This is a genomic window from Thermotoga sp. RQ7, assembly GCF_000832145.1.
GTDB lineage: Bacteria > Thermotogota > Thermotogae > Thermotogales > Thermotogaceae > Thermotoga > Thermotoga neapolitana.
The window spans coordinates 1,632,561-1,657,803 of the sequence record NZ_CP007633.1 but is presented as its reverse complement, the minus strand read 5'-3'; the positions used below and the strand labels follow the sequence as shown (position 1 = coordinate 1,657,803).

The 25,243-nt window shown below is 48.2% G+C and carries 24 protein-coding genes; 14 read left to right on the top strand and 10 right to left on the bottom strand.

Going from position 1 to position 25,243, the window contains the following annotated elements; genetic code table 11:
• Window positions 1–42: 42 nt before the first annotated feature.
• The 3 genes from TRQ7_RS08480 (at window position 43) to TRQ7_RS08470 (ending at window position 2,643) form a co-directional block, all read left to right on the top strand.
• On the top strand, window positions 43–693 hold the full coding sequence (locus TRQ7_RS08480) for a cytochrome c biogenesis CcdA family protein (protein WP_041844436.1): 651 nt from the start codon (window positions 43–45) through the stop codon (window positions 691–693).
• A gap of 15 nt (window positions 694–708) precedes the next feature.
• The gene (locus TRQ7_RS08475) at window positions 709–1,371 is read left to right on the top strand and encodes a thioredoxin fold domain-containing protein (RefSeq protein WP_015919898.1); all 663 of its coding nucleotides are present in this window, start codon (window positions 709–711) and stop codon (window positions 1,369–1,371) included.
• A gap of 72 nt (window positions 1,372–1,443) precedes the next feature.
• Entirely contained in the window at window positions 1,444–2,643 is a 1,200-nt protein-coding gene (locus tag TRQ7_RS08470; protein WP_015919897.1) for an NADP-dependent isocitrate dehydrogenase, read from the top strand.
• A 21-nt stretch (window positions 2,644–2,664) separates the two neighbouring features.
• Here TRQ7_RS08470 and TRQ7_RS08465 read toward each other — a convergent pair whose 3' ends face one another.
• Genes TRQ7_RS08465 through zwf form a run of 7 tightly spaced genes read right to left on the bottom strand, consistent with a single transcriptional unit; the run spans window position 2,665 to window position 10,242 of the window.
• Window positions 2,665–3,672 (bottom strand): ABC transporter permease, encoded by a 1,008-nt coding sequence (locus tag TRQ7_RS08465; protein ID WP_038067828.1) that lies wholly within the window; start codon window positions 3,670–3,672, stop codon window positions 2,665–2,667.
• A gap of 42 nt (window positions 3,673–3,714) precedes the next feature.
• Window positions 3,715–5,220, bottom strand: coding sequence for an ABC transporter substrate-binding protein (locus tag TRQ7_RS08460; protein ID WP_038067826.1), 1,506 nt, complete (start codon window positions 5,218–5,220; stop codon window positions 3,715–3,717).
• Window positions 5,221–5,235: 15 nt separating this feature from the next.
• The gene (locus tag TRQ7_RS08455) at window positions 5,236–6,213 is read right to left on the bottom strand and encodes an ABC transporter ATP-binding protein (RefSeq protein ID WP_038067824.1); all 978 of its coding nucleotides are present in this window, start codon (window positions 6,211–6,213) and stop codon (window positions 5,236–5,238) included.
• A complete protein-coding gene (locus tag TRQ7_RS08450) occupies window positions 6,200–7,171 on the bottom strand; it encodes an ABC transporter ATP-binding protein (RefSeq protein ID WP_015919893.1) in 972 nt (323 codons plus the stop codon). Before TRQ7_RS08450 ends, TRQ7_RS08455 begins: the two co-directional genes overlap by 14 nt.
• On the bottom strand, window positions 7,168–8,073 hold the full coding sequence (locus TRQ7_RS08445; RefSeq protein ID WP_052472230.1) for an ABC transporter permease: 906 nt from the start codon (window positions 8,071–8,073) through the stop codon (window positions 7,168–7,170). The genes TRQ7_RS08450 and TRQ7_RS08445 overlap by 4 nt, the downstream gene beginning before the upstream one ends.
• A 25-nt stretch (window positions 8,074–8,098) precedes the next feature.
• Window positions 8,099–8,758 carry a 6-phosphogluconolactonase gene (pgl, locus tag TRQ7_RS08440; protein ID WP_015919891.1) on the bottom strand — a complete coding sequence of 220 codons (660 nt, stop codon included), beginning with the start codon at window positions 8,756–8,758 and terminating at the stop codon, window positions 8,099–8,101.
• Complete coding sequence (gene zwf, locus TRQ7_RS08435) at window positions 8,743–10,242, bottom strand: glucose-6-phosphate dehydrogenase (RefSeq protein WP_041844435.1); 1,500 nt, start codon at window positions 10,240–10,242, stop codon at window positions 8,743–8,745. The genes pgl and zwf overlap by 16 nt, the downstream gene beginning before the upstream one ends.
• An 89-nt stretch (window positions 10,243–10,331) precedes the next feature.
• On the opposite strand from zwf, the gene TRQ7_RS08430 reads away from it, so the two are divergent.
• The 4 genes from TRQ7_RS08430 to TRQ7_RS08415 are packed head-to-tail and all read left to right on the top strand — an operon-like array spanning window position 10,332 to window position 12,923.
• Entirely contained in the window at window positions 10,332–10,709 is a 378-nt protein-coding gene (locus TRQ7_RS08430; protein WP_041437759.1) for a PspC domain-containing protein, read from the top strand.
• Window positions 10,706–11,503 (top strand): hypothetical protein, encoded by a 798-nt coding sequence (locus TRQ7_RS08425; protein ID WP_015919888.1) that lies wholly within the window; start codon window positions 10,706–10,708, stop codon window positions 11,501–11,503. The genes TRQ7_RS08430 and TRQ7_RS08425 overlap by 4 nt, the downstream gene beginning before the upstream one ends.
• Before the next feature lies 1 nt (window position 11,504).
• A complete protein-coding gene (locus TRQ7_RS08420; protein ID WP_041844434.1) occupies window positions 11,505–12,188 on the top strand; it encodes a type 1 glutamine amidotransferase in 684 nt (227 codons plus the stop codon).
• A 12-nt stretch (window positions 12,189–12,200) separates the two neighbouring features.
• The gene (locus TRQ7_RS08415; RefSeq protein WP_041844433.1) at window positions 12,201–12,923 is read left to right on the top strand and encodes a hypothetical protein; all 723 of its coding nucleotides are present in this window, start codon (window positions 12,201–12,203) and stop codon (window positions 12,921–12,923) included.
• Here the strand turns inward: TRQ7_RS08415 and TRQ7_RS08410 are convergent.
• From TRQ7_RS08410 to mgtE, 3 genes are read right to left on the bottom strand one after another with little or no spacing between them, the layout of a single operon-like run.
• Complete coding sequence (locus tag TRQ7_RS08410) at window positions 12,837–13,787, bottom strand: alpha/beta hydrolase (RefSeq protein WP_041844432.1); 951 nt, start codon at window positions 13,785–13,787, stop codon at window positions 12,837–12,839. The two genes, TRQ7_RS08415 and TRQ7_RS08410, sit on opposite strands and share 87 nt — an antisense overlap.
• 6 nt (window positions 13,788–13,793) lie before the next feature.
• Window positions 13,794–14,714, bottom strand: a complete 921-nt coding sequence (locus tag TRQ7_RS08405; RefSeq protein WP_041844431.1) for an alpha/beta hydrolase — start codon at window positions 14,712–14,714, stop codon at window positions 13,794–13,796.
• Between the two features lie 12 nt (window positions 14,715–14,726).
• The gene (mgtE, locus tag TRQ7_RS08400; protein WP_041844430.1) at window positions 14,727–16,067 is read right to left on the bottom strand and encodes a magnesium transporter; all 1,341 of its coding nucleotides are present in this window, start codon (window positions 16,065–16,067) and stop codon (window positions 14,727–14,729) included.
• Between the two features lie 199 nt (window positions 16,068–16,266).
• On the opposite strand from mgtE, the gene TRQ7_RS08395 reads away from it, so the two are divergent.
• The 7 genes from TRQ7_RS08395 to malP all read left to right on the top strand — a co-directional run bounded on the left by TRQ7_RS08395 (window position 16,267) and on the right by malP (window position 25,225).
• Window positions 16,267–16,947, top strand: a complete 681-nt coding sequence (locus tag TRQ7_RS08395) for a metal-dependent hydrolase (RefSeq protein ID WP_015919883.1) — start codon at window positions 16,267–16,269, stop codon at window positions 16,945–16,947.
• A 9-nt stretch (window positions 16,948–16,956) separates the two neighbouring features.
• Entirely contained in the window at window positions 16,957–18,420 is a 1,464-nt protein-coding gene (locus tag TRQ7_RS08390) for a sensor domain-containing diguanylate cyclase (RefSeq protein WP_052472229.1), read from the top strand.
• Window positions 18,417–20,093 carry a 2-oxoacid:acceptor oxidoreductase subunit alpha gene (locus TRQ7_RS08385; protein ID WP_041844429.1) on the top strand — a complete coding sequence of 559 codons (1,677 nt, stop codon included), beginning with the start codon at window positions 18,417–18,419 and terminating at the stop codon, window positions 20,091–20,093. Before TRQ7_RS08390 ends, TRQ7_RS08385 begins: the two co-directional genes overlap by 4 nt.
• The gene (locus tag TRQ7_RS08380) at window positions 20,094–20,942 is read left to right on the top strand and encodes a thiamine pyrophosphate-dependent enzyme (RefSeq protein ID WP_041844428.1); all 849 of its coding nucleotides are present in this window, start codon (window positions 20,094–20,096) and stop codon (window positions 20,940–20,942) included.
• Window positions 20,939–22,063, top strand: a complete 1,125-nt coding sequence (gene hemW, locus TRQ7_RS08375; RefSeq protein WP_012311242.1) for a radical SAM family heme chaperone HemW — start codon at window positions 20,939–20,941, stop codon at window positions 22,061–22,063. Before TRQ7_RS08380 ends, hemW begins: the two co-directional genes overlap by 4 nt.
• The gene (locus TRQ7_RS08370; RefSeq protein WP_012311241.1) at window positions 22,060–22,626 is read left to right on the top strand and encodes a hypothetical protein; all 567 of its coding nucleotides are present in this window, start codon (window positions 22,060–22,062) and stop codon (window positions 22,624–22,626) included. Before hemW ends, TRQ7_RS08370 begins: the two co-directional genes overlap by 4 nt.
• A gap of 127 nt (window positions 22,627–22,753) precedes the next feature.
• Window positions 22,754–25,225, top strand: a complete 2,472-nt coding sequence (gene malP, locus TRQ7_RS08365; protein ID WP_012311240.1) for a maltodextrin phosphorylase — start codon at window positions 22,754–22,756, stop codon at window positions 25,223–25,225.
• The last annotated feature ends 18 nt before the right edge of the window (window positions 25,226–25,243 follow it).

Here is a 25,243-nt window from a genome sequence, read left to right as displayed (position 1 = left end):
ATAATTATTTTAGACTTTTTTGGTAGAAAAAGGAGAGAGAGCATGGCCTTCTCTGTCGTAGAAGTGAGTTATTTGATGGCCTTGGGGTATGGGATCCTTGCGTTTTTCAGTCCATGTGTTCTTCCACTGATACCAGCTTTCTTCGGTGTGCTGTTTTCGTCGAGGGGTGACTTTTTCAAACTGCTTGGTTTTTTCCTTGGAATCTCATCACTCTTTTCTCTCATGGGAGTGTTCTTTGGACTCTTTGGGAACTTCATTCCCTCGTACGTTCTCACGTGGATTTCTGGACTTGCCCTTGTAGTCTTTGGTCTGCTCTACCTGTTCGACGTTGAAATTTTGAGAGTGAGGAAAAATCCAAACGTCTGGAGGTTCAAGGGTGGGGGATTTCTGAATGGTTTTCTTCTTGGAGGAAGTGTGGGGCTTGTGTGGATTCCCTGCTCGAGTCCCATCTTAGGAAGCATTCTTGCCATTGTGGCAAGCGGGAAAGAGCCGGTGAAAGGTGGCGTGCTTCTTTTTCTGTACTCACTTGGAATATCGATTCCGTTCGTTCTGGCAGGGGGGTTCATCAACAGGCTTTTGAACCGCATCAGTTTCAAAAGACCGGTGTGGATGAGAGTATTGAAGATGGTGGGGGCTTCTTCTCTCATTTTTGTTGGAATACTCATACTTTCAGGAAAGTTCATCACGTACTGATGGGAGGATGATACTGTGAGAAAATTTGTAATGTTCATGCTGATCTTTTTTGGTGTTTTATCCTTCGCTCTCAGTCTGGACGACGCTTACAGACTTTCAAACATCACACAGAGAAAACTCATCATCATGTTCTCGAGTCCGACCTGCTATTACTGCAACCTGTTCAAAAAGGAAGTTCTTCCAAAAGAAGACTTTCAGGAGATCCTCGTGCCAAACTTCGTTCTGGCAGAAATTTACGCTACCGACGAGAAGACAACGCTCTTTGCGAGTGAAGTTTTGAACGAGCCCTCTCTTTCTTACAGAGAACTCTTCCAAGGGTTTGGTGTGAGGGGAACACCCACGTTCTTTTTCTTCAAGGGGAAAAAATACCTTGGGTACCTTCCCGGTTACGTGGAAAAGGACATGTTCATAAAGATACTGAAATACGTTGCTCAGGAATTGAAAGAGGACTTCGAGTCTTACATGAAAAAGAACGATCCATTCGTGGGAGAGCCGGTGATCATCGAAGTTTCCAAAGAAGATGCAGACTTTGTTCTGAAAAAGGACAAGAACGCTGTGAAGGTGGAGAGTGTACCGGATGAGGTGAGAAAAGACAGAGTGTATGTAACAGAAGATTCTGGTTTGGCGAGCAAGCTCAAAGACATGGGAGCGATGAGAATTCTTCTGATCAAAGATTAAAATCCTAAGAACATCGCGTAGGATCTGTTATCATTAGTTCTAGAAAACATCACAGAAAGGGAGGTACGAAGCGTGGAGAAGATAAAGGTCAAAAATCCCATAGTCGAGCTCGATGGTGACGAGATGGCGCGCGTGATGTGGAAGATGATCAAGGAAGAACTCATCCTTCCCTATCTTGACATCCCTCTGATTTACTTCGATCTTGGGATAAAAAAGAGGGACGAAACAGACGATCAGATAACGATCGAGGCGGCAAAGGCGATCAAGAAATACGGGGTCGGTGTGAAATGTGCAACGATCACGCCTGACGCGGAAAGGGTGAAGGAGTACAACCTGAAGAAGGCCTGGAAGAGTCCAAACGCCACGATCAGAGCCTACCTCGATGGCACTGTTTTCAGAAAGCCCATCATGGTGAAGAACGTCCCACCCCTTGTAAAGCGCTGGAAAAAGCCCATCATCATAGGAAGACACGCCTACGGAGACATATACAACGCGGTGGAAGCAAAAGTAGAAGGCCCTGCAGAAGTGGAACTTGTCGTGAAGAACAGGGAAAACAAAGTCCTGCTGGTCCACAGGTTCGAAGGAAACGGTGTTGTGATGGCAATGCACAATCTAGAGAAATCCATCAGGAGTTTTGCACGTTCATGTATCAACTACGCTATTTCGGAAAAGGTGGACATCTGGTTTGCAACGAAGGACACGATCTCGAAGGTCTACCACGCGTACTTCAAGGACATCTTTCAGGAAGAGGTGGACAGAAGAAAGGAAGACCTCGAAAAGGCTGGGGTGAACTACAGGTACATGCTCATCGACGACGCAGCCGCTCAGATCCTGAGAAGTGAAGGAGGAATGCTCTGGGCCTGTATGAACTACGAAGGAGACATCATGTCCGATATGATCGCCGCTGGTTTTGGAAGCCTTGGGCTCATGACATCTGTTCTCGTCTCGCCCGATGGTGTCTACGAGTTCGAAGCCGCCCACGGCACGGTTAGAAGACACTACTACAGATATCTGAAGGGTGAAAAGACCTCGACGAATCCAACCGCATCCATCTTTGCCTGGACAGGTGCGATAAGAAAAAGGGGAGAACTCGACAACACACCCGAGGTGTGTGATTTCGCAGACAAACTGGAAAAAGCCGTCATAAACACCATAGAGTCTGGTGTGATCACAAAGGACCTTCAGCCCTTCACAGACCCACCCATCGACAGGTACGTGACGCTGGAGGAGTTCATAAAAGAGGTGAAAAAGAACCTGGAAGAACTTCTGTGAGCGGGGCCTTCCCGCTCTTTTTCAATATCTCACCCTTGGATCTATCAGGGCGTTTATCACATCCACGAGGATACTTATCACCACGACGATCAGTGCGAAGAAGACCACCGTTCCCTGAATGGCAGGGAAATCTCTGTATCTGATCTTCATAACAAGATAGCTTCCAAGGCCAGGCCACGAGAAGGTGGTCTCGGTGAGGACCGCTCCTCCCAGAAGGAGTGCAAACTGAAGACCCATCATGGTGAATATGGGAACCAGAGCGTTCTTGAGGGCGTATCTGAACAGAACCACCCTTTCCTTCAATCCGCGGGCACGAGCCGCCTTCACGAAATCCTGAGCCAGCGTCAAAACGGTGTTGTTTCTCACCATGCGAACGAAGATACTGGAGATCACAAGACCGAGTGTGAGTCCCGGAAGAAATAGGTGTTCGAAGACATCTTTCAGAGCCTCCCAGTTTCCTGTCAGAAGAGCATCTATCGAATAGATACCCGTTATCACCTTCAGATCGATTGTGGGGGAGATCCTTCCTCCCACGGGAAGCCATCTCAGAACAACACCGAAAACATACTGCATCATGAGACCAAACCAGAACACCGGGACGGCGTACATCACCATCGAGAACATCCTGGCACCTATGTCGATACCGCTGTCTCTTCTGTACGCGGCAAAACTTCCCCAGAAGATACCAACAAGGACGGCTATAACAAAGGAAAAAAGTGTGAGTTCCAGCGTTGCGGGGAACCTCTCTTTGATCTCATCCCAGATGGGTCTTCCGGTCAGTGTGGATTTCCCGAGGTCACCCCTTAAAAGATCTCCGATGTAGTCGAAGAACTGAACAACGATGGGTTTGTCCAGGCCCAGTTCGTGCCTTTTCTGTTCTATCACTTCCTTTGGAGCCTTTCCTCCGAGGATGGCGAGCACAGGATCACCAGGTATGATCCTGAGAATCAAAAATATCAGAGCAAGCAGGATGAAAATCATCGGAACAGCAAGAACGATCCTTGTTATCACGTAGTTCTTCAGGGACATCACGGCACCTCCAGAAAGCCGCCCCCAGGGGGGCGGCATTACTCACTCTTCCCAGTAGAGTATGTAGTATCTGAATATCTGTGTGGGCTCAAGCAGGATCCCCTTCACCTGCTTTTTCGCTGCACAGGTGGCAACACCCTGCCAGAGCGGTATGTAGGGAACGTCCCTGGCGAGGATCTCCTGGACCTTGTAGTAGATCTCGGCTCTCTTTTCCTGATCGGTGAGCTTTCTGGCTTCTATCATGAGGTTTTCCACTTCGGGATTCGAATAGAAACTTCCCAGAGATTTTGCACCACTTTCGCTCAGGAAGGGCCACACGTAGTCATCTGGGTCGAGATAATCCGGATACCAACCAAGCAGGAACAGTCCCATGGTACCGTTCAGGAAATATTCCACGTAGGTGGACCATTCGGCGTACTTCAGGTTCACCTTTATGACGCCGGTTTCCTCGAGGGATTCTTTCAACACCTGTGCAACGTCCGCCTCCGTTGTTCCGTAGTGTGTGGGTGTGTACCAGAGATCGATCACGAGCGGGTTGTTTTCGTCGTAGCCAGCCTCTTTGAGTAATGCTTTTGCTTTTTCCAGATCTCTCTCAGGGAAGACACTCTTGTGTCCCCACATGCCTTCTGGAATCATCGAGTACAGCGGTTTTGCAAGCCCTGCAAACACGTCCTCGACGATGACAGACCTGTTGACCGCATAGGCGAGTGCCTGTCTCACTTTCACGTTGTCGAACGGAGGCTGTGTCACGTTTATCACGAGATATCTTATTTGCGGGCTGTTTCCTTTGTAGACAACAATGTCCTCTCTTCCCTCAAGATCGATGATATCCCTTGGATCGAGATGCCTGTATGCAACGTCGATCTCTCCTGTTTCGAGTGCCAGTCTGAGGGTGGAGGCACTCTCGTAGAAGTTGATCACGATGGTCTTTGTCTTTGGCTTTTCACCGAAGTAGTTCGGATTGGCCTCAAGAACGATCCTCACGTCTCTGATCCACTCTTTGATCCTGTAAGGCCCAGAGGCCGAAGGTATCCCTTCGTAGAAGGAATCGGCTGGATAAACCTTTGGATTCACCGGATAGGCCACGGTGTAGCCAAGAACGGAGACGAACGCGGAGAACGGGTACTTCAGTGTTACACGGAACGTGTAATCGTCCACCACTTCCGTTTTTTCGACTATGTCCGAAAGCAAAAATGCGGGATCTCCGTTGAGTCTCATAACCCTGTCGAAGGAATACTTGAACACGTGTGCATCGATCGGTGTTCCATCCTCGAACTTTGCGTCTTTTCTCAGATAGAAGGTGTAGACCGTTCCCGTTTCATCGACTTCCCATCTTTCTGCGAGCACCGGTTTCAGGTTGCTGGTTCCTATCTCGTAGTCAACCAGACCGACCAGGACGTTCTGGAGTATGTTCGAGGAGAAGTAGTCATAGCAGTTTGCAGGATCGAGAGTTCTGATCTTGTCCGTGGTACCCACCACGATGATGTCCTTTGCTGCAAAAGAAAGAGTCACCGCCAGAACCAGAAACAACCAGACAAGCCTTTTCATACCCACTACCTCCCTTCAAGTGTAGAGATGACACGCCACTCTGTGATTTCCTTCGACCACCTTGAGCTGAGGTTCCTCTTCTGTACAAACATCCATTCTGTAGGGGCACCTGGGATGGAACCTGCATCCAGATGGAACGTCTATAGGGTTTGGGGTTTCTCCTTCGGGTATGAACTTTTTCTTTTTCTTGAGCGTGGGCTCGGGCACCGCAGAGATGAGTGCCTGGGTGTAAGGATGTTTTGGGTTCACATAGATGTCTTCGAAACTGCCTATCTCCACTATCTTTCCAAGGTACATAACGGCGATCTCGTCGCACACGTACTTCGTTGTGGCAAGGTCGTGTGTGATGAAGAGCATGGTGAGGTTGAACTCTTTTCGAAGATCCTGAAGAAGTTTCAGCAGTTGAGACCTCACGGACACGTCGAGCATGGCCACCGCCTCATCGGCGACCACAAAGCGGGGTTTCAAAATCAGGGCGCGTGCTATGACCACCCTCTGTCTCTGTCCCCCTGAGAGTTCCCTCGGGTATCTTCTGTAGAACTCCTCTGCGGGCTCCAGGTTGACCTTCTTGAGCATCTCGAGAACCATTTCCTTCCTCGATGACCTGTCACCGATTCCGTGTATCTCAAGGGCGTGTTCTATTGCTTTTCCCACCCTCATGTACGGATTAAGCGAGGCCATCGGATCCTGGAAGATGATCTGCATTTCCTTTCTGAGTTTTCTCATCTCTTCCTTTGAGAGTTTCGTGATGTCTTTTCCATCGAACAGTATTGTGCCAGCAGTCGGCTCTTCCAGTCTCAGAATTACTCTACCGGTTGTGGTCTTTCCGGAACCGGACTCCCCCACCAGTCCCAGACTCTTTCCTTCTTCGATACGAAAACTCACACCATCGACCGCTTTCACGTACTTTTTTGGTTTTCTCAGTATCGCATCGATCGGTCCGCGCCTTACAGGAAAGTGCTTCTTCAGGTCTTTCACTTCAATCAGAGCCATTCCGATCTCCTCCATAGAGCCAGCATTTCACACGCGTTCCGTCCACTTCGAACTCCGGAGGCTCTTTTTCTCGACAGATCTTCATCGCCTTTTCACACCTTGGAGCGAATCTACAACCCTTCGGTGGATTCGACAGATCGGGGGGAGAGCCAGGTATGTACTTCAGTTCCCTGTCGTTTATATCGGTGTTCGGTATGGACTCCAGCAGTGCCACTGTGTAGGGATGAAGGGGCTCGGTGAAGATCCTTTCCTTGGTTGCCAGTTCCACCAGATGGCCTGCGTACATCACACCGATTCTATCTGCCGCTTCGGCGACCAGTCCCATGTCGTGGGTTATCAGTATCATGGATGTGCTGTGTTCTCTGGAGAGTTTCTCAAGTAGCTCCATTATCTGGGCCTGTACGATCACGTCCAGAGACGTTGTGGGCTCGTCCGCTATCAGAACGGCTGGATTCAGAACTATGGAGAGAGCGATCATCACCCTCTGCCTCATGCCGCCGCTGAACTGAAACGGATAATCCCTCAACCTGTTTCTGTTTATACCAACGTCTTCAAGGGCACTAGCCGCAAGTTCTCTGGCCTCTTCTTCACTGAGATCGGGCCTGTGTGTGAGTATCATCTCCACAAAGTGGTCTCCTATTCTGAGGATTGGGTTGAGCGATGTCATCGGATCCTGGAATATCATGGAAACCTTCGAACCTCTGATTTTCCTCATTTCCTCGTTCGACAGCGAAGAAACATCTATTCCGTCCACCTTTATACTTCCTTCCACGATGGTTCCCTCTGGAAGAAGTTTCATGATGGCAAAGCCGAGGGTCGATTTTCCACAGCCGGACTCACCAACAAGTCCCAGCGTTTCTCCCTTTTCCAGGTCGAAAGAAACATTCTCAACAGCCCTTACAAAACCCTTCTCCGTTCGATACCTCACGCTTACGTTCTTCAATTCGAGCACCTTCATTTGCTTCTCTCCCCAACGTTCGGGTTTATGATCTCACTCATTCCCTCGCTGAACATGGAAAAGCCAAGAACGGACGTGATGATGGCAAGACCAGGAAACAGAACGCCCCACCAGGCCCTGCTCAGAATGAACCTCTGACCGTTGCTCAGATCGAATCCCCAGTCCGGGGTGGGAGGTGCTATTCCAAGTCCAAGGAAGCTGAGACCTGCTTCCGTCATGATCGCATCCGCAAGGTTCATGGAGAGGACCACCACAACGGAGGGAAGCACGTTGGGAAGCACGTATTTCACGAGGATCTCCCAGTCCCTCGCACCGAGGGCTCTTGCCGCCTCCACGTAGAGTTCGTTTTTCACGCTTGCAACCTGGTTCCTGACCACCCTGAAATAGGTGGGAGCATAGACAACGGCTATGGAAACGGCTATGTTCATTATCCCCGGTCCCAGCACTGCTGCGACCGCTATGGCAAGGATCAGACCAGGAAAAGAGTAGATAGCGTCCATCACTAGAGTCAAAACGCGATCAAAAATACCTCCGATGTAACCGGAAAGGAGTCCCAGAGGAATACCTATGGCAGACGCTATGAGAACGGCAAAGAACGCCACCATGAGGGCGATCCTTGAGCCGTATATAACCCTGCTGAAGATGTCACGACCAAGGTTGTCCGTTCCGAACAGGTGCTTCTCAGAAGGAGGTTGAAGGGACCTTCCCACACGAACGGTGGGATCATAGGGTGCGATGAGCGGTGCAAAGATTGCAAGAAAGACGTAGAACAGAAGAATGACCATTCCAATGAAAGCCAGCAGACCCGTCCTTCGTCTGAACAACCTGAAAACTGGTCCAAAGATCCTTTCGGAGACCACAATCTTCAACCCCACTTTTCTTTTTTCATAATAATACCACATATTGGAATAACCTTCAAATTCCGAATTATTCCTCCACGAACCAGACGGTTTTCTCTCTGCCTTTCACGAAACTTGCGGAAAGTGGTACTCCTTTCAGGATGTCGGCCAGTCTGTTCTTTTTCTCTTTTCCCCTGATGAGAAAAAGGACGTACCGGGAGGAGTTCAAAGCCCTGAAGGTCATGGTGATCCTTGGAACCATCGGATCGCCAGACGGCGGGGTGAAGGTTACCGCTCTTTCAATCTTTCCCGTCTTCGGATCGAAAATGGAGGCAACGTGTCCATCAGGCCCCATTCCGAGGATGGAAAGATCGAATTGACCTGCCGTTCTTATCTCCATCTCGTACCTTTCACAGGCTTTCTCAACAGGAAGGGAGGTATCAACGAAGTGGATGTTTTCGGAGGGGACTTCTATTCTACTGAAAAGAACCCCGTTTATGTTTTTGAAGTTGCTCTGATCCGAGTCGAGAGGAACGTACCGTTCATCGCTCAAGAAGAAATGAATGCGGTTCCATGGGAGGTTCAGATCTGCCAGTCTTTCATAAACGGGAAGAGGGGTCTTCCCTCCTGCCAGAACGACATAGATCCTCTCTTTTTCTTCGAGGAGTTTTTTCAACTTTCCGTGGATTTTTTCTACAGCGAATTCGATGTATCCTTCATCGAGTACGTATATCACGGTCTTCGCCATCTTCTGCCATCCCTTTCTATGAGAAGATCTGCTTCCTTCGGGCCCCAGGTTCCGGATGGATAGATGTGAGGTTCGAAGCGCACCGGATCGCTCTCCCATGCCTTCAAAACAGGATCGAGGAGTTCCCATGAGACTTCAAGATCATCCCTTCTCATGAAAAGCGTCGTATCCCCGAGTATCACATCCAGAAGAAGTCTTTCGTAGGCGTCCGGGAGTTTCACTCCGAAGTAGTCCTCGTATCTGAAGTCCATACTGAGAAGTTGAGGGGTCATACCGGGACATGGTCTTTTCACCTGAAACTCCAGAGAGATCGCCTCGTTTGGTTGTATGGTGAAAATGATCGTGTTGGGTTCGAGGTCTTTTGAGGGTACGTTGGGGAATATCGAGTGCGGAATCCTCTTGAAAACCACCGCCACCTCCGTCACTTTCTTTGGAAGTCGCTTTCCCGCCCTCAGGTAGAAGGGCACGCCGCTCCATCTCCAGTTGTCTATGAAGAGTTTCATGGCAACAAACGTTTCGACACTGGAATTCTTCGACACCCCCGGCTCTTCTCTATAAGCGGGAACGACTCTTCCGTTCACAGTTCCTCTTCCGTACTGTCCCCTGACGATCCAGTTTTCGAGATCTTCCACGGGAAACGGTCTGATAGATCTGAGAAGTTTCACCCTTTCACTTCTGAAGCTTTCCCCGTTGAAGGAAGAAGGAGGTTCCATGGTGATGAGTGCGAGGATCTGAAGCATGTGGTTTTGAAAGATGTCTCTGAGAAGTCCTGTGTTTTCAAAATATCCCGCCCTGTGTTCCACACCGATATCCTCTGCTATCGTGATCTGAACGTGATCCACGAACTTGTTGTTCCATATCTCCTCGAATATGAAGTTTGCGAACCTGAACACCAGGATGTTTTGAACGGTTTCCTTTCCAAGGTAATGATCGATCCTGAATATCTGGTGTTCACCAAAGGATCTCTGAAGCACCTGCTCCAGTTCTCTTGCGGATTTCAGGTCCTTTCCAAACGGTTTTTCTATCACAATGCGGGATGTTTCTGTGTTCAAGCCGGCCTTTGAGAGGTTTTCGATTATGGGAACGTACACATCGGGTGGAACAGAGAGGTAGAAGATCAAATTCCTGACTCCGAATCTTTTCATGAGGTCGTCAACGACTCTTTTCAGCGACTTAAAGGTATCGGGGTTTTGATAGTCTACCCTTGTGTAGCTGAAGCGTTTCAGAAGATCGGGCTGGGTGTTGAATCTGGATCTGAATTCCTCATCACCCATCCTCGTTCTTGCTGCACCGAGAACAAAGAAGCGCTCCGGTAAGATTTCGGCTTCAAACAACCTGTTCAGTGCCGGAACGAGTTTTCGTTTCGTCAGATCACCCGAAGCACCGAATATCACCATTCCAAAGGGTTGTTCGATTTTTGGAAAACAACGAAGGATTCCCGCATCGTTTTTCGGGCATTCTTTCAGTCCCAGTCTGCACCTCATCGTCTCACCTTCTTTGGGAAGAATTTTACCATAAAATAAGGAAAATCTAATTTCTTCTGTGTTAGAATTCTCTAAAAGGGGGGATGTTTATGAATCAGCTGAAAAGATCGAAAAAGAACAGGATCATAGCGGGTGTCTGCGGTGGAATCGCCGAGTATTTTGGAGTCGATCCCACACTTGTGAGGCTCATCTGGGTACTCATCACACTCGCCTGGGGTGCTGGCCTTTTGCTCTACATTGTCGCATGGCTGATCATGCCGGAGGAAAAAGATGGAGAGGAGGCCGAACCATCTCAAAACACGGAAGGGTTGAAGGTTCTTCTTGGAGGTTTACTCGTTTTCCTTGGAGTAGTTCTTCTTGTTTCAGCGTTCGTTCCCTTTCTGTTCAGTGTATCCTGGAAGGTGGTCCTAGCCGTTTTGCTGCTGATATTTGGTGTTCTTCTTCTTTTGAGGAGGAATGAAAAATGAGGGTGATATTCGGTATATTTCTTGTCTTCATCGGTGTTCTTCTCCTTTTGACTACGTTCCTGGATTTTCTCACCTTTTCGTTTTTTGCAAGGATATTTCAAAACCTGAGCCTGTTCTGGCCCATGCTTTTGATAACCGCCGGGGTTTATTTTCTCTATCTTGGCCTGAAAAAAAGATGGCTGTATTTTCTTAGTGTTGGAGTGTTCACTGCCTTTCTGGTACTGCTTCTTGTGTGGCCCTATGAATCTTCTTCGGTGACTGAAAGGTCTCAGGTGTTCACGGGTGTGGAGAAAATCTCGTTCAGAAACGGAGGATTCACGGTTAGGTTCTCCGAGGGTGAGAAGTTCAGAGTGTCCACGTCCTACGGGGTGGAGGTGTCGAAATCAGGATCGAATCTGGTCGTGGAAGGCTCTCCCTGGAAAAGATTTGGTCCAAAGACGGTGGAGATCGAAGTACCAGAGGACACGTTCGAACTTTCTTTCGAAGAAGGGGCTTTCACGGTGAAGGGTGAGTTCGAAGAAAACAGGTTCACGCGCGTAGAAGTGAAAGACTGCGTTCTGAACGTGAAATTCGACTTTCGAAAAGTGACCGTTCCTCTCTACTTCGAAGCGGAAGATTGTGTTCTGGAGGCTTTGTTCAGAGTACCGAATGGGACGTCTTATTTTGTCGAGAAAAGAGACGGCCTTCTTTTGAAAACCATCGAAGGAAGCCTCGTCGAATCCAGTCTCAATCCCAGACTCTTTTTCAACTTGAAGGATGGTGTCTTCCGCATCCATCTTGAAGGAGGCGTCTAGTGTGAAAGTTCTTGCCGTCAGACACGTCAAAATAGAGGACCTTGGTATGATGGAAGACATCTTCAAAGAGAAGAACTGGAGTTTTGAATACCTGGACACTCCAGAAGGGGAAAGACTCGAAAGACCTGTTGAGGAGTACTCCCTCGTGGTGCTCCTTGGAGGGTACATGGGAGCCTACGAAGAAGAGAAATATCCTTTCCTGAAGTACGAATTCCAGTTGATAGAAGAGACTCTGAAAAAAGAAATCCCGTTCCTTGGAATCTGTCTGGGATCCCAGATGCTTGCCAGAGTCCTTGGAGCAAACGTCTACAGAGGGAAAAATGGAGAGGAAATAGGCTGGTTTTTCGTTGAAAAGGTCTCTGATGATGACCTCTTTGAGGAGTTTCCAGACAGGCTGCTGGTGTTTCAGTGGCACGGGGACACCTTCGATCTTCCAGATGGAGCGACCAGGGTCTTCACCTCCGAAAGGTACGAAAATCAGGGATTCGTCTATGAAAAGGCCGTCGGGCTTCAGTTCCACATAGAGGTTGGAGCCAGAACCATGAAACGCTGGATAGAGACATACAGAAAAGAACTCGAAGAGAAAAGGATAGATCCTGGAGTTCTTCTTGAAACGGCAGAGAAAGAAGAGAAAAACCTGAAACATCTTTTGAGATCCCTTCTGGAAAGGATGGTGAAGGGCTGAGGAGGTGTTTTTATGACACTTCCTCAGGTTCATATACTCGATTTCGACGGAGTGTACCAGGCCCAGACCGTTCTGAAAAGCCTTGCCACACACGTTTTCTTCGAGAACATGACCGGTGTCAGGTACATGATCCTTCCAGAGAAAATGAAAGAGGTGGAGAGGATCCTTCCCGAAAGGCCTGACATTACCTTCCTTGGCGACGGGGAGTTCCATCATCTCACCTATCTTCTCATCAAAAAAATAAAAAGGCCCTTTGTCTTGCTCGTCTTTGACCGCCATCTCGATGTCAGAGAAGGAGAGTTTCTCACCTGCGACAACTGGATCAGAAAAGCCCTGAAACTGAAACACCTGATGAGGGTGGTGGTTGTCGGCACTCAGGAACAGGAAAAGATCCACAGGGTGTTCTACTCTGAAGCAGATCCACACAAAATTTTGAAACTCCTTGGAAGGCACCCGGTGTATCTGAGCATCGACAAGGATGTTCTGAACATAGAAGTGACGGGGTGGGAAAAAGGGAACGTCCCTCTTGAAGATCTTCTGAACGTTCTTCGATCCATCCCCAAAAGGAAGATCCTGGGAGCGGATATCTGTGGAGAGCCCGATCCCGTCGATGTATGGCGGCTGGAGTTGAGTGAGAGGGTGAATCTTTCAATTCTTCACGCTCTGCTCCTTGACCAGTCTCACTATGTACCGGGCAACGAGCATCTGGAAAGGAAGCCAACTTACATGACTTGAGGGAACCTTTATTCTCTTTGGCTTTCCCAGATGTTTCCAGAGAATTTCCCTTGTGCTTTTTGGAAGTGCCCTGTCGAACATGGCCTCCATCATAACGATCCTGGAGGGATCCACGAACTTTGCGTAGGCAAGGGGATCGATCTTCAAAAGGGGATGAATATCAGAAGAGAGCATCTCCTGAACGGATGAAAACCCGCTGAGTTTTTCCAGATCTTTTCTGTAAAGATCAAAGAATGCGTTTTCTTCGGTCATTCCATGCTCTTTTCCCTTTCCGCTCCGCAGTTCCCGTCTCACAAAAGACAGGGTGGGAGACTTCCAGAACAGTGTGGCAAAGTCCCCTCCTGCCATCATGATCACCGTCTTCTTGAAATCACCGCTCAGGGCGTTGAGCAAAACGGCTATCATCCCACCCAAACAGTAACCAAAAAGACAGTTTTTCTCGTGCAACATCTTCTTTGCTTTCAAAAGCTCTACAAGACTCAGAAGATCCACGACGGCGTGTTCCCAGAACCTGCTCATCCTGTCCAGGTCGGAGGAGAAGTAATCCTTTCCACTCACAGAACCTTCAGCAACACGCGTGAAATTTCCTGGAAGGACCGGTAGAATCGCCTCTATTCCTTTTCTGGAAAGATAGTGGGCCATCCAGATGAGATAGAGCACGTTCTGACTGCCAAGGCCCTGAAGTATCATCACCGAGCCCTGCTTTTTCCTCTTTGGGGAGAAGATGTAGACCTCAACGGGATCTGTACCTTTTTCTGCTCTGGAGTAGGTTGAATCGAACTTTAAGATAGAAACACGTATCTTCTTTCCCCTGTGAAGGTACCCCAGTGAGTATTCGGAAGGTATTCTCACGTCGTCAAACACTCTTTTTCACCTCTTCAAAAAGGAAACCGTTTCATAAAGGAACTTCACGGTCAGGGAATCCTTCAGGACGAATTCGAAGCCGTGTTTTCCCTTCGGGTGAAGTCTCAGTTTTGCAGTGACACCGTTTTCCCTGAGTTTTTTATACATTTTAACAGAAGAGACGTAGGGGACAACTTCGTCCTTCATTCCGTGGACCAGCATGGTGGGAGGAGCTTTCGGTGTCACCCAGCGAACGGGTGAGTAGAATTCGTAATCTTCTCGCTTTCTCAGTGGGAGACCCTTCAGAGTCGTTGCAACGGAGAACCTCGCAAAAAGGGATGTCGTCTCCAGACTCCAGAGATCAAGAAGATCGCACGGAGCGTACCATGCAACCACGTGCCCGTCGAAATCCTTCTTTCCCTCTTTCGATACCCTCATAGCATGGTAAAAAACCAGATGCCCACCAGCGGAAAGCCCCATGAGGTTCAGTGTCTTCATCATCAAGTACTCTTTGTTTTCGTTCAGAAAGGATATAGCGCTTTTCAGATCTTCCAGAATGTCTTCGATGAAGTGGAAATAACCGTACCTGTAGTCGAAGGTTGCCACGGCAAAGCCGTTCGCGTTTAGAAATCTGTACCATGAGATGTTGTTGGGTTGTCTTCTGTAGCCTGAGATCCAGCCACCTCCGTGTGCAAAGAGAACGAAAGGGTAACTTTTTCTCTTCACGGATGGGTAGTAGATATCCATCTTCAGACCTTCTTTGTACTCGTACGTATAAACCCTTCCTGTGACACTCTTTTTGAGTTTCACAGGGAGCCTTCCAAGTAAAGCGTTCCTCACCAGAGGCAGTGAGAGAAGAAAAAAGAAGAAAAGCCCGAGGAGGGCATTTGAGAAGAGTGCGACAAAAGAGAATATCAAAAGGACTGTTTTGATCATCAGTTTGATCATCGTTTTCCCTCTTCACGTCAGGAAACTATGAACTACGTAGAAGTATATCATTATACCCGTCACATCGACGATCGTGGTGAGTAAGGGACCTGCCATGAAGGCCGGATCTATCTTTAAAACCCGGGCGATGAACGGCAAAAGAGCCCCCATCACATTTGCGTACAGTATCAGTACAAGAAGGGCAGTCGCAACGGCAAAGTTCAACGTGGGATCGGAAGAGATCAGAAAAGCTCTCAGGTAAAGTACTCCTGCAAGGATCAGACCCAGAGTGGATCCGATCAGCGATTCTCTCAGCAAAACCTTCCACCAGTCCTTCACAGTCACCTCGTTCAGTGTGAAACCCCTTATCATGAGCGCCGACACCTGAGCACCCGTGTTTCCGGCAGAACCGATCATAGTAGGAATGAAGGCCGCTATTACCGGTATTGAGGCGAGGAATTTTTCATAACTTGAGATGATGTTACCGTTCACGCTCTCGAGCAGAAGCAGAACAACAAGCCACGGGGATCTTTTGAGGATGAGTTTCCACATGGGAGTGTGAAAATAAGACGTGTAGGTGGCACTCATTGAAGCCATCTTCTGGATATCTTCCGTTGCCTCTTCCTCGATGACGTCTACGATGTCGTCGAAGGTGATCACACCTATCAATCTCTCTTCACTGTCTACCACCGGCAGCATGATCAGGTCGTACTTCTTCATGAGTTCTGCTGCAATTTCCTGATCATCGGTGGCATGAACGAACACGGGGTCCTTATCCATGATCTCTGAGACTTTCTGATTCGGCTCGGCGATGATCAGGTCTCTGAGTTCAACGGTTCCTTTGAGCTTCCTTGTTCTGTCTATCACCATGAGAGAGTATATGTTCTCTTTTCTCTTTCCTTCTCTCCTCACCCTATCCAGAGCTTCCTGTACCGTCATGTCCTCGAAAAGTTCCACATACTCCGTGGTGGCAAGTCTTGCGGCGGAATCCTTCGGGTAGTTGAGTATCGCGAGGATCTCTTCTCTTTCCTTAGGAGAAAGATAGGACAGGAGTTTCTTCACTACGTTCGCTGGCATCTCTTCGAGCAGTTCTACCCTGTCGTCCGGATCCATCGACTCAAAAATCTCCTTCAGTCGTTCCTCTCTGAAGAGCTTTATGAGTTCCATCTGATCATCCGGTTCGAGTTCACTGAACACTTCTGCTGCCTTATCTTTGGGAAGGAGTCTGAAGACCACAATCTTCAAATCGGGCGGGAGCTTTTCGATCATCTCTTTCACGTCGGCGGGATCTTGCTGTTCCAGAACCCTCTTCAACGTTTTGAAGTCGCCTTTTTCGATCAGTTCCTGAAGATCGATCTCCACTCTTACCTTCATCTTCACACCTCCTTGTTCTCATCACTACGGAGGAAGACTGGTGCTTTCCACCTGAAGATCACCTCCCGGAAAGGGTTCATGCAAAACAATTCTAACATCACAGGAAAAAATATCCAGTTAATGAAAAGAAAAACTTCCCTGTCTTCCTCTCGAAGGTTAATTTCAAAAAAGAGTATAATCTGAAATAGGGGGTGGTATCATGAAGATCACGTTCCTTGGGCACGCCGCCGTACTTGTGGAAGGAAAGAAAAACCTCATCATCGATCCCTTCATAACGGGAAATCCAGCGTGTCCTGTGAAGCTGGAAGACCTTCCGAAGATAGACTACATTCTAGTGACCCACGGACATGGTGACCATCTCGGAGATGCCGTGGAGATAGCGAAGAAAAACGATGCCATCGTGATCTCAAACTACGAGATCTGTCAGTATCTTGGAAAAAAGGGTGTGAAAACACATGCCATGCACATCGGAGGAAGTTATCTGTTCGACTTTGGAAGGGTGAAGATGACACCCGCTGTTCATGGATCTGGTATTCTCGATGGAGAAAACATCATCTACGGAGGAAATCCCGGTGGATTTCTCATCACGCTCGAGGGGAAGAAAATATACCACGCCGGGGACACGGGCCTGACAAAAGATATGGAACTTCTAAAGGAAGAAAACGTGGACGTGGCTTTCCTTCCGATCGGTGGAAACTTCGTCATGGACGTGGAAGATGCCATAAGAGCAGTTTCGATGATAAGCCCCAGGAAGGTCGTTCCCATGCACTATGGAACATGGGAGATCATCTTTGCCGACGTGGAACTCTTCAAGAAGAAAGTGGAGGAAATGGGTGTTGAGTGCGTGATTCTGGAACCTGGTGAGTCGCTGGAGCTGTGAGGAGCTGGTATGGTGTACGTGCTGTTTTTTTCTTCTCTTGCTGTGCTTGCCTTTTCCATTTTTCTTTTCTTTTTCACGGCAAAGCGAACAAGAAACTACTCACAACTTGAAAAGAGATTCAACGCCATCGTGGAAGGTCTGTCAAAACTCGATCCAGAAATGCCAGAGGAAGCTTTCTTTCAGGTGATACTCGACATCGCCATGTCTGTGGTACCAGAAACGACCAAGGGGAGCGTATCACGTATCACAGATGAAGGGGACTGGATCTTCGTTGCCTCGAAGGGACACACAGTGGATCTCTACGGAAAAAGGTTTCCCTCAAGATACCTGTTTCGCGCTGGAAAGGAACCTGTCGAAGTGAACTTTCTGGAATACGATAAAGATCTTCTTCCAGACGACATGTGGAAGTTCTTTAAAAGAACTCTTCGGGGAACGAGAAAGAGTCTTGTTGTCGGTTTGTTTGCCGGAGACGAATTCCTCGGAAACATCGCCCTCGATTCCCCACACAGCCAGTTTTCTGATCTTTCGAAGAAGACCCTCAAACTCCTTGGAAACCTCGCAAGCACCTACCTTCTTTTGAAAAGATCCCTGGAAAAGGAACACCGTTTTCAAAAGATCATGAGCACGATCCTGACACTTTTGCTTCTTTTCAGAAAACAGATCTCTGTCGAGGATTTCCTGAAAGAATCACTTCAAAAGATGATAGAAGCAAGCGAGGTCTTTTCAGGAGGTGCTGTTTTCAAAGGAGACACGGTTGTTTTTTCCATCGGTTTGAAAGAAAACGTTTTTGAATCCATGGAGATTACAGAAAAGATAGAAGAGTTCCAGATAGACGACACTCACTACATTTCCATTCAGCTGAAGGGAGAAGGTTTGCCGCTCTATCGTCTCGTGTTTGCCTCAAAAACGAAAATTCCACCTTCTCTTTTTGGCGTTCTCAACACCTTCTCCGAAGTGATCTATCTGTATTTCAAAGAGTACCAGCTTCACAAAAAATACCGGGAGATGGCAATGAGAGATCCATTAACCGATGCTTACACAAGACATTACTTCAACGAGTGGATCTTCTCCCACATGGCGTGGCTCAGACGAAACCAGAAAAAGTCCGTTCTGGTGATACTGGATGTGGATGGCCTCAAGATGATAAACGACACCTACGGCCACCTCATGGGAGACAGGGCTCTCAAAGAGTTCGTGAAAACCCTGAAGGACACGATTCGAGAATCGGATCTTGTCTTCAGGTACGGAGGCGACGAGTTCCTCCTCGTTCTCACAGAAAGCAGCAAAGAAAACGTTCACAGCATTCTGGAACGGTTGAAGGAGAATTTGAAGAGGCTCGATCTTCCCTTTGAACTCAGTTTTTCTTTTGGATACGAGGAGATAGACGGTTTTGTACCCATAGAGAGAGCTCTTGGGAAGGCCGATGATCTTCTGTACAAAAACAAGTTCAAAAAGAGAGGTGTGGAAGGATGAAGGATGTTAGCATAGTGCTCAGTGGCGAAGCAGGGCAGGGCATTCAGACGGTTGAACACGTTCTCACCCGAATTCTGAAGAACTCTGGATTTCACGTGTTCGCCACCAAAGAGTACATGTCCCGTGTGAGGGGAGGAAACAACACCACAGAGATCAGGGTCTCTTCCGAAAGGGTGCGAGCCTTCGTCGACAGAATAGATATCCTCGTCCCTCTTGGAAAGGGTGCCACAGAAAGACTGAAAAACCGCATCACAGAAAAGACCCTGATAGTCGGAGAGGAGGAGTTCATAAAAGAAGAAAAAGGTGAGAAGATCGCGGTTCCGTTCCTGGAAATAGCAAAACAGATCGGAAACAGGATATACGCAAACTCTGTGGCAATAGGTTTTCTCTCTGGACTCCTTGGAGCGGAAAAATCTGCCATCGAAGAGCAGATCACAGCGCAGTTCAGAGAAAAAGGAGAAGAAGTAGTGAAGGACAACATCCGGGCAGCGATGGAAGGGTACAGAAGAGGACAGGAATTCTCAGAGAAGATCGGTTTCGATGTTGAAAAAGATCCTTCGATAAAAGATGAGGTTCTTCTGAACGGAGCGGAAGCGGTGGGGCTTGGAGCCATAGCGGGAGGATGTAACTTCGTCTCCTCCTATCCCATGTCTCCTTCCACGTCGGTTCTGGTCTTTCTTGCCCAGTACAAGAACGACTTTGGAATCGTGGTGGAACAGGCGGAAGACGAGATCGCTGCCATGAACATGATCGTTGGGGCATGGTACGCCGGTGCCCGGGGACTCGTCACCACCTCCGGAGGTGGCTTTGCACTCATGGAAGAGGCACTCAGTCTTGCAGGGATGGTAGAGTCTCCCGCTGTGATACACCTTGCACAGCGCCCCGGTCCCGCCACAGGTCTTCCCACAAGGACCGAACAGGCTGATCTGAACCTTGCCCTCTATGCGGGACATGGGGAATTTCCACGGGTCATATACGCTCCCGGCAACATAGAAGAGGCGTTCTACCTCACTCAGAGGGCGTTCAACGTTGCGGATAGGTATCAGGTACCCGTTTTCATCCTGACCGATCAGTATCTGGTGGATTCGTTCTACAACCTCCCCGGGTTCGATCTGAAAGAACTGAAGGTTGAAAAACACATCGTGAGGACCACCAGGGATTACGTCAGGTACGCCATCACCGAAGACGGTATCTCTCCACGGGGAGTTCCGGGCTACGGTGAAGGACTCGTGAGAGTGGACAGCGACGAACACGATGAGTTCGGCCACATCACGGAGGATTTCGACACCCGCGTGAGGATGGTGGACAAAAGACTCAGAAAAGGAAAGACGTTGAAAAAAGACATCGTCAAGCCAAAACTGATTGGAGACGAAAACTACAGGGTTCTTCTGGTTGCATGGGGATCAACACTGGAACCCATAAGGGAGGCAATCAAAGACATGAACGGCGTAGCACTTCTTCATTTCTCTCAAGTCTGGCCGCTCGATGAGTCCGCTGTGGAATACATGGAAAGGGCGGAGAAGGTTGTCGCGATAGAGGGTAACGCAACCGGACAGTTTGCGAATCTGATCCGACAGGTAACGGGCTATCACATAAAGGACAGAATCCTGAAATACAGTGGACTCCAGTTCACCGTGGAAGAACTGAAAAAGAAGATTCTGGAGGTGATGTGAATGAGACTCGATGAATACATCAGCAGAGACATCGCATGGTGTCCAGGATGTGGAAACTTCGGAATAAGAACGGCGTTGATGAAGGCACTGGAGGAAATGAACGTTGATCCGAGAAAAGTGGTCATAGTCTCTGGAATAGGTCAGGCGGCGAAGATGCCACAGTACGTTGGAGTCCACATGTTCAACGGTCTTCATGGAAGGGCCCTTCCTGTGGCAACTGCGATAAAGACGGCAAATCCAGATCTTCTTGTGATAGCAGAAAGTGGAGACGGATGTATGTACGGTGAAGGTGGTAACCACTTCATCCACACGATAAGAAGAAACCCGGATATCGTGAACATCGTACACAACAACCAGGTTTATGGTCTCACCAAGGGCCAGGCTTCACCAACCAGTTTGAAGGGATTCAGAACACCCGTTCAGGTGGACGGTGTGATTCTGGAACCGTTCAACCCCATAGCGGTGGCCATAGCCCTGGATGCCTCTTTCGTTGCACGAACCTTCATAGGAGACGTGGAATTCACAAAGGAGATTCTGAAAGAGGCGATGAAGCACAAAGGATACGCTCTGGTGGACATCCTTCAGCCCTGCGTTACCTTCAACAAACTGAACACCTACGAGTGGTACAGGGAGAACACGTACTATCTGAAAGATCACGATCCTACAGACAGAGAACTTGCCTTCAAAAGGGCCACAGAAACAGAAAAACTTCCCCTCGGAATCTTCTACGTGAACAAAAACAAAGAGACCTTCGAAGAACTCGCAAGAAAGGGAGATAGAACACCACTCTACGAGTACGAGGTGAACTTTGAGAAATTGAAGGAACTGATCGAAAGCAAAAAATCATGAAACTGGCAGTGTACGTTCACATACCCTTCTGCAAGAAAAAGTGCGTGTACTGTGATTTCTACTCCGTTGCCTCCGAAGATTTTGAAGAGTATCTGTCTCTCGTCTTTGAAGAGATAGAACTCTACAGGGATGTACTGAAAGAAAGTGAGATAGAGACGGTGTACTTCGGTGGGGGAACACCTTCCCTTGTTCCCCCTTCTTTTCTGGAGAAGATTTTAGAGAAACTGAAAGAGGTCTCAAAGAAGTTTTCACCGCTTGAGACAACGATCGAGGTCAATCCGGAGTCCGTTGACCGGGAAAAACTGAGATCTTACAGAAAGATGGGTATAAACAGAATCAGCCTGGGCGTTCAGTCCTGTGACGATGGAGTGCTGAAAAAGTGTGGCCGTCTGTACGATGAGAAGATGCTCAAGGAAAAAGCGGAACTCGTTCTGGCGGAATTCGACAACGTCAATTTCGATTTCATACTCGGCCTTCCCGGTGAAACAGATGAAACACTGGAGAAAAACCTTCATTTTCTTGAAGAGTTCACCCCGCAGCACGTGTCCCTTTACTTCCTCGAAGTGGATGAAAACACCCCGCTATACAGCCTTTTAAAGAAGAATCTTCTGACACTGCCAGACTCTGATGAAGTGGAAAGAAGGCACGATGTGTTCGTCGAATTTTTGAAGTCCAGAGGTTTTGAAAGATACGAAATCTCGAACTTTGCCAGACCGGAAAGAGAATCAAGGCACAATCTATTTTACTGGAGAAATCATGACTATCTGGGTTTTGGTCCCTCTGCAGGTGGCCACCTTGGAAGATTCCGATACACCAACGTTTCCGACCTTTCCATGTACGCAAAAATGGTGAAGGAAAAAACCTTTCCATACGACTACCGGCATGAAAATTCGGAGGATGAGGAAGCGCTGGAGACCCTTTTCATGGGACTCAGAACGAAAGAAGGAGTGGAACTGAAACGCGTGGAAAGGCTCATGTTTCTGGTGGAGAAGTTACAAAAAGAGTATGCTTGTTATGTGAAGGTGAAAGATGGTAAAATTTTTTTGAGCGAGGAGGGTATGGACCTGTCGAAAAAGATCTTCGAAGATCTGATCGAATGGTACAGGGAGGCTGAAAAATGACACACATAATCCACAAAGGGCTCGACTTCTTCGTCAAACCAAGGAAGATCTCACTCAATCTCAACATGAAGATCGGAAGTGCGAAGGTTCACCCGGAAGATCTGAAAATTCTGATGAAGAAAGTCCCCGTTTTCATGATGAGTTACTACGACAGCAAGGCCTTCATGGAAAGGGAACTCGAGATCTCCTCGGCGGATTTTCCAAACGGTACCATCTTCTTCTCGTACTACGAGCCCGTTCCAGCCGAACTGAACTGGGATGTGGACAAAAATCTCCTCTCTCAACTTGCCAGGTACTTCCATCTCTACGACCTTGTCTCCTCCATGAACTCTCTCATAGACGAGTCAAAAGGGCTTTCAATAGGAATCTACGAGGAGTGGCTTGAGTCCACCATGGTGAAGGTGCCAGGTGAAAACGCAGAAGAACTCAGAAACATGCTTTCGAAGTTCTCACTCATGTACACAACGAAGATCCTCTGGAAGATGTTCCACGGAAACTTCGAAGAGTTGAAGAAAAGAACACACGAGATAGCTTACAAGTTCTACGAAGTAGCAGGGTTTTGAATTCCACCATCTCTCCTGCCTTAAAGTTTTTCTTCCACTTTTTTACAAGAATATTTTTTAATTGACACCATCTTATAATCAACGTAGAATACTTCTGAAAGAAACTTCTCTGAGAGGAGGAGAAACCGTGTCGAAGAAACTTCCGGAGAACCTGAAGCATCTGGAAGAACTCGCTTACAACCTCTGGTGGAGCTGGTCAAGGCCCGCTCAAAGGCTCTGGAGAAAGATCGATCCGGAAGGCTGGGAGGAACACAGAAATCCTGTTAAAATACTGAAAGAAGTTTCTGATGAAAGACTCGAAGAGCTTTCAAAAGATGACGATTTCATATCCCTCTATGAACTCACCCTTGAAAGGTTCAAGGACTACATGGAGAAAGAAGACACCTGGTTCAACGTGAACTACCCCGAATGGGACGAGAAGATCGTCTACATGTGTATGGAGTACGGTTTGACCAAAGCCCTTCCGATCTATTCCGGTGGTCTTGGAATCCTCGCGGGAGACCATCTCAAATCCGCAAGCGATCTTGGACTTCCTCTCATAGCGATCGGACTTCTCTACAAACATGGATATTTCACCCAGCAGATCGACAGAGATGGAAAACAGATAGAGATTTTCCCTGATTACAACCCAGAGGACTTACCCATGAAGCCCCTGAAGGATGAAAAGGGAAACCAGGTGATCGTGGAGGTTCCTCTCGACAGTACCGTTGTGAAGGCACGTGTTTTTGAAGTGAAGGTAGGAAGGGTGAGTCTGTACCTGCTCGATCCGGACTTTGAGGAAAACGAGGAAAAATACAGAAAGATCTGCAACTACCTTTACAACCCGGAACCCGATGTGAGGATCTCCCAGGAGATACTCCTCGGAATTGGGGGAATGAAACTTCTCAGGGCGCTGAACCTGAAACCAGGAGTCATCCATCTGAACGAAGGACATCCGGCGTTCTCTTCCCTCGAAAGGATAAAGAACTACATGGAAGAAGGATATTCCTTCACAGAGGCCCTTGAGATCGTGAGGCAGACGAGTGTGTTCACAACCCACACACCCGTTCCCGCTGGACACGACAGATTTCCCTTTGACCTCGTGGAAAAGAAACTTTCGAAATTCTTCGAAGGATTCGAAAAGAAAAATCTTCTCATGGATCTTGGGAAAGATGAAACAGGCAGTTTCAACATGACGTATCTTGCTCTGAGAACATCCTCCTTCATAAACGGTGTCAGCAAACTGCATGCGGAAGTTTCCAGAAGGATGTTCAAAAACGTGTGGCAGGGTGTTCCCGTGGAGGAAATACCGATCGAAGGGATAACGAACGGCGTTCACATGGGAACCTGGATCAACCGTGAGATGAGAAAACTGTACGACAGATATCTCGGAAGGGTATGGAGAGATCACACCGACCTTGAGGGTATCTGGTACGGTGTTGACAGGATTCCAGATGAAGAACTCTGGCAGGCTCACCTGAGGGCAAAGAAGAGATTCATCGAGTACATAAAAGAATCGGTAAGAAGAAGAAACGAGAGACTGGGAATCGACGAAGATGTGCCGAACATCGATGAAAATTCGCTCATCATAGGTTTTGCAAGAAGGTTTGCCACTTACAAGAGGGCAGTTCTCCTGCTCAGCGATCTGGAGAGACTCAAGAAGATCCTCAACGATCCAGAAAGACCCGTTTACGTGGTCTATGCGGGGAAGGCCCATCCAAGGGACGATGCGGGGAAGGAATTTTTGAAACGCATCTACGAAGTCTCGCAGATGCCTGAGTTCAAAAACAGGATCATCGTACTGGAAAACTACGACATTGGAATGGCACGGCTCATGGTGTCGGGAGTGGATGTGTGGCTGAACAACCCGAGAAGACCCATGGAAGCAAGTGGAACAAGCGGAATGAAGGCAGCAGCCAACGGAGTTCTTAACGCGAGTGTTTACGATGGATGGTGGGTTGAAGGGTACAACGGCAGAAACGGCTGGGTCATAGGCGATGAAAGCGTTCTTCCAGAGACGGAAGTGGACGATCCCAGGGACGCAGAAGCACTCTACGATCTCCTCGAAAACGAAATCATCCCAACCTACTACGAAAACAAAGAAAAGTGGATCTTCATGATGAAAGAGAGCATAAAGAGTGTTGCTCCAAGATTCAGCACCACCAGAATGCTCAAAGAATACACGGAGAAGTTCTACATAAAGGGACTTGTGAACAAAGAATGGCTTGAAAGAAAAGAAAACGCCGAAAGGTTTGGTGCATGGAAGGAAAGGATCCTCAGAAACTGGAGCAGCGTTTCCATAGAAAGAATCGTCCTTGAGGACACAAGGAGTGTTGAGGTGACGGTGAAACTGGGAGACCTTTCACCTGATGATGTACTGGTTGAACTTTTGATTGGAAGAGGAGAAAGCATGGAAGATCTGGAGATCTGGAAGGTGATACAGATAAGAAAGCACAGAAGGGAAGGGGATCTGTTCATCTACAGTTATGTCAACGGTGCCCTCGGTCATCTTGGCTCTCCGGGATGGTTCTACGCGGTGAGGGTGCTACCTTATCATCCGAAACTTCCCACCAGATTCTTGCCGGAGATACCTGTGGTGTGGAAAAAGGTTCTCGGGTGAGGGGCTCTGCCCCTCTTT

Bases quoted from the DNA above. Each gene is read 5' to 3' on its own strand.
- TRQ7_RS08415 (WP_041844433.1), top strand. From the start codon at position 12,201: ATGACACTTCCTCAGGTTCATATACTCGATTTCGACGGAGTGTACCAG.
- pgl (WP_015919891.1), bottom strand. From the start codon at position 8,758: ATGGCGAAGACCGTGATATACGTACTCGATGAAGGATACATCGAATTC.
- TRQ7_RS08405 (WP_041844431.1), bottom strand. From the start codon at position 14,714: ATGATCAAACTGATGATCAAAACAGTCCTTTTGATATTCTCTTTTGTC.
- zwf (WP_041844435.1), bottom strand. From the start codon at position 10,242: ATGAGGTGCAGACTGGGACTGAAAGAATGCCCGAAAAACGATGCGGGA.
- TRQ7_RS08430 (WP_041437759.1), top strand. From the start codon at position 10,332: ATGAATCAGCTGAAAAGATCGAAAAAGAACAGGATCATAGCGGGTGTC.
- TRQ7_RS08385 (WP_041844429.1), top strand. From the start codon at position 18,417: ATGAAGGATGTTAGCATAGTGCTCAGTGGCGAAGCAGGGCAGGGCATT.
- TRQ7_RS08445 (WP_052472230.1), bottom strand. From the start codon at position 8,073: ATGTGGTATTATTATGAAAAAAGAAAAGTGGGGTTGAAGATTGTGGTC.
- TRQ7_RS08455 (WP_038067824.1), bottom strand. From the start codon at position 6,213: ATGGCTCTGATTGAAGTGAAAGACCTGAAGAAGCACTTTCCTGTAAGG.
- hemW (WP_012311242.1), top strand. From the start codon at position 20,939: ATGAAACTGGCAGTGTACGTTCACATACCCTTCTGCAAGAAAAAGTGC.
- mgtE (WP_041844430.1), bottom strand. From the start codon at position 16,067: ATGAAGGTAAGAGTGGAGATCGATCTTCAGGAACTGATCGAAAAAGGC.
- TRQ7_RS08395 (WP_015919883.1), top strand. From the start codon at position 16,267: ATGAAGATCACGTTCCTTGGGCACGCCGCCGTACTTGTGGAAGGAAAG.
- TRQ7_RS08465 (WP_038067828.1), bottom strand. From the start codon at position 3,672: ATGTCCCTGAAGAACTACGTGATAACAAGGATCGTTCTTGCTGTTCCG.
- TRQ7_RS08450 (WP_015919893.1), bottom strand. From the start codon at position 7,171: ATGAAGGTGCTCGAATTGAAGAACGTAAGCGTGAGGTATCGAACGGAG.
- TRQ7_RS08425 (WP_015919888.1), top strand. From the start codon at position 10,706: ATGAGGGTGATATTCGGTATATTTCTTGTCTTCATCGGTGTTCTTCTC.
- TRQ7_RS08380 (WP_041844428.1), top strand. From the start codon at position 20,094: ATGAGACTCGATGAATACATCAGCAGAGACATCGCATGGTGTCCAGGA.
- TRQ7_RS08460 (WP_038067826.1), bottom strand. From the start codon at position 5,220: ATGAAAAGGCTTGTCTGGTTGTTTCTGGTTCTGGCGGTGACTCTTTCT.
- TRQ7_RS08370 (WP_012311241.1), top strand. From the start codon at position 22,060: ATGACACACATAATCCACAAAGGGCTCGACTTCTTCGTCAAACCAAGG.
- TRQ7_RS08480 (WP_041844436.1), top strand. From the start codon at position 43: ATGGCCTTCTCTGTCGTAGAAGTGAGTTATTTGATGGCCTTGGGGTAT.
- TRQ7_RS08390 (WP_052472229.1), top strand. From the start codon at position 16,957: ATGGTGTACGTGCTGTTTTTTTCTTCTCTTGCTGTGCTTGCCTTTTCC.